This is a genomic window from Planctomonas deserti, from assembly GCF_003067705.1.
GTDB classification, from domain to species: Bacteria; Actinomycetota; Actinomycetes; order Actinomycetales; family Microbacteriaceae; genus Planctomonas; species Planctomonas deserti.
Window position 1 is genome coordinate 1 of record NZ_QANL01000160.1, and the last position, 560, is coordinate 560.

At 66.1% G+C, this 560-nt stretch carries 1 protein-coding gene; it reads left to right on the top strand.

All coding sequences use genetic code 11. The features are described 5' to 3' along the window. Window positions 1-560: UvrD-helicase domain-containing protein (locus DAI20_RS20060; protein WP_159085158.1), on the top strand; the 560-nt coding region annotated here is incomplete at both ends.

The window sequence follows — 560 nt, forward strand, 5'->3', positions numbered from 1 at the left end:
AATTTCCTGCACACGCTTCGCGCCGAAGCCACGCAGCGCCTGCAGGCGCTGAAGCGTACACGCCGGGTACAGACCTACGACGATCTGATCGATGGCGTGGCGGTGGCGCTGGAAGGCCCGCAACGGCTGACACTGGTGAAACAACTGCGTGCGCAGTACCGCATCGCGCTGGTCGATGAGTTCCAGGACACCGACGATCGCCAGTGGGGCATCTTCCACACCGTGTTCGGCGATTCGCCGGAGGTGCGCGAACTCGGCCTGGCGCCGGCACTGTTCCTGATCGGCGACCCCAAGCAGGCGATCTACGGTTTCCGCGGCGGTGACATCCACACCTACCTGAAGGCCAAGCAGGTGGCGCAGCAGGCGCCGGTGCTGGACCAGAACTTCCGCTCGCGACCGGCTGTGTTGCGCGCGTTGCAGGCGCTGTACGACAACGGTGGCGAAGACGCCTTCCTCGAACGCGACATCCAGTTCGAGCCGGTGCGGCCCGGTGGCGTGCGCATCGACGAGGACTACCAGCGTGATGGCCATGCCGCCGCGGCACTCACCCTACGCGTGCT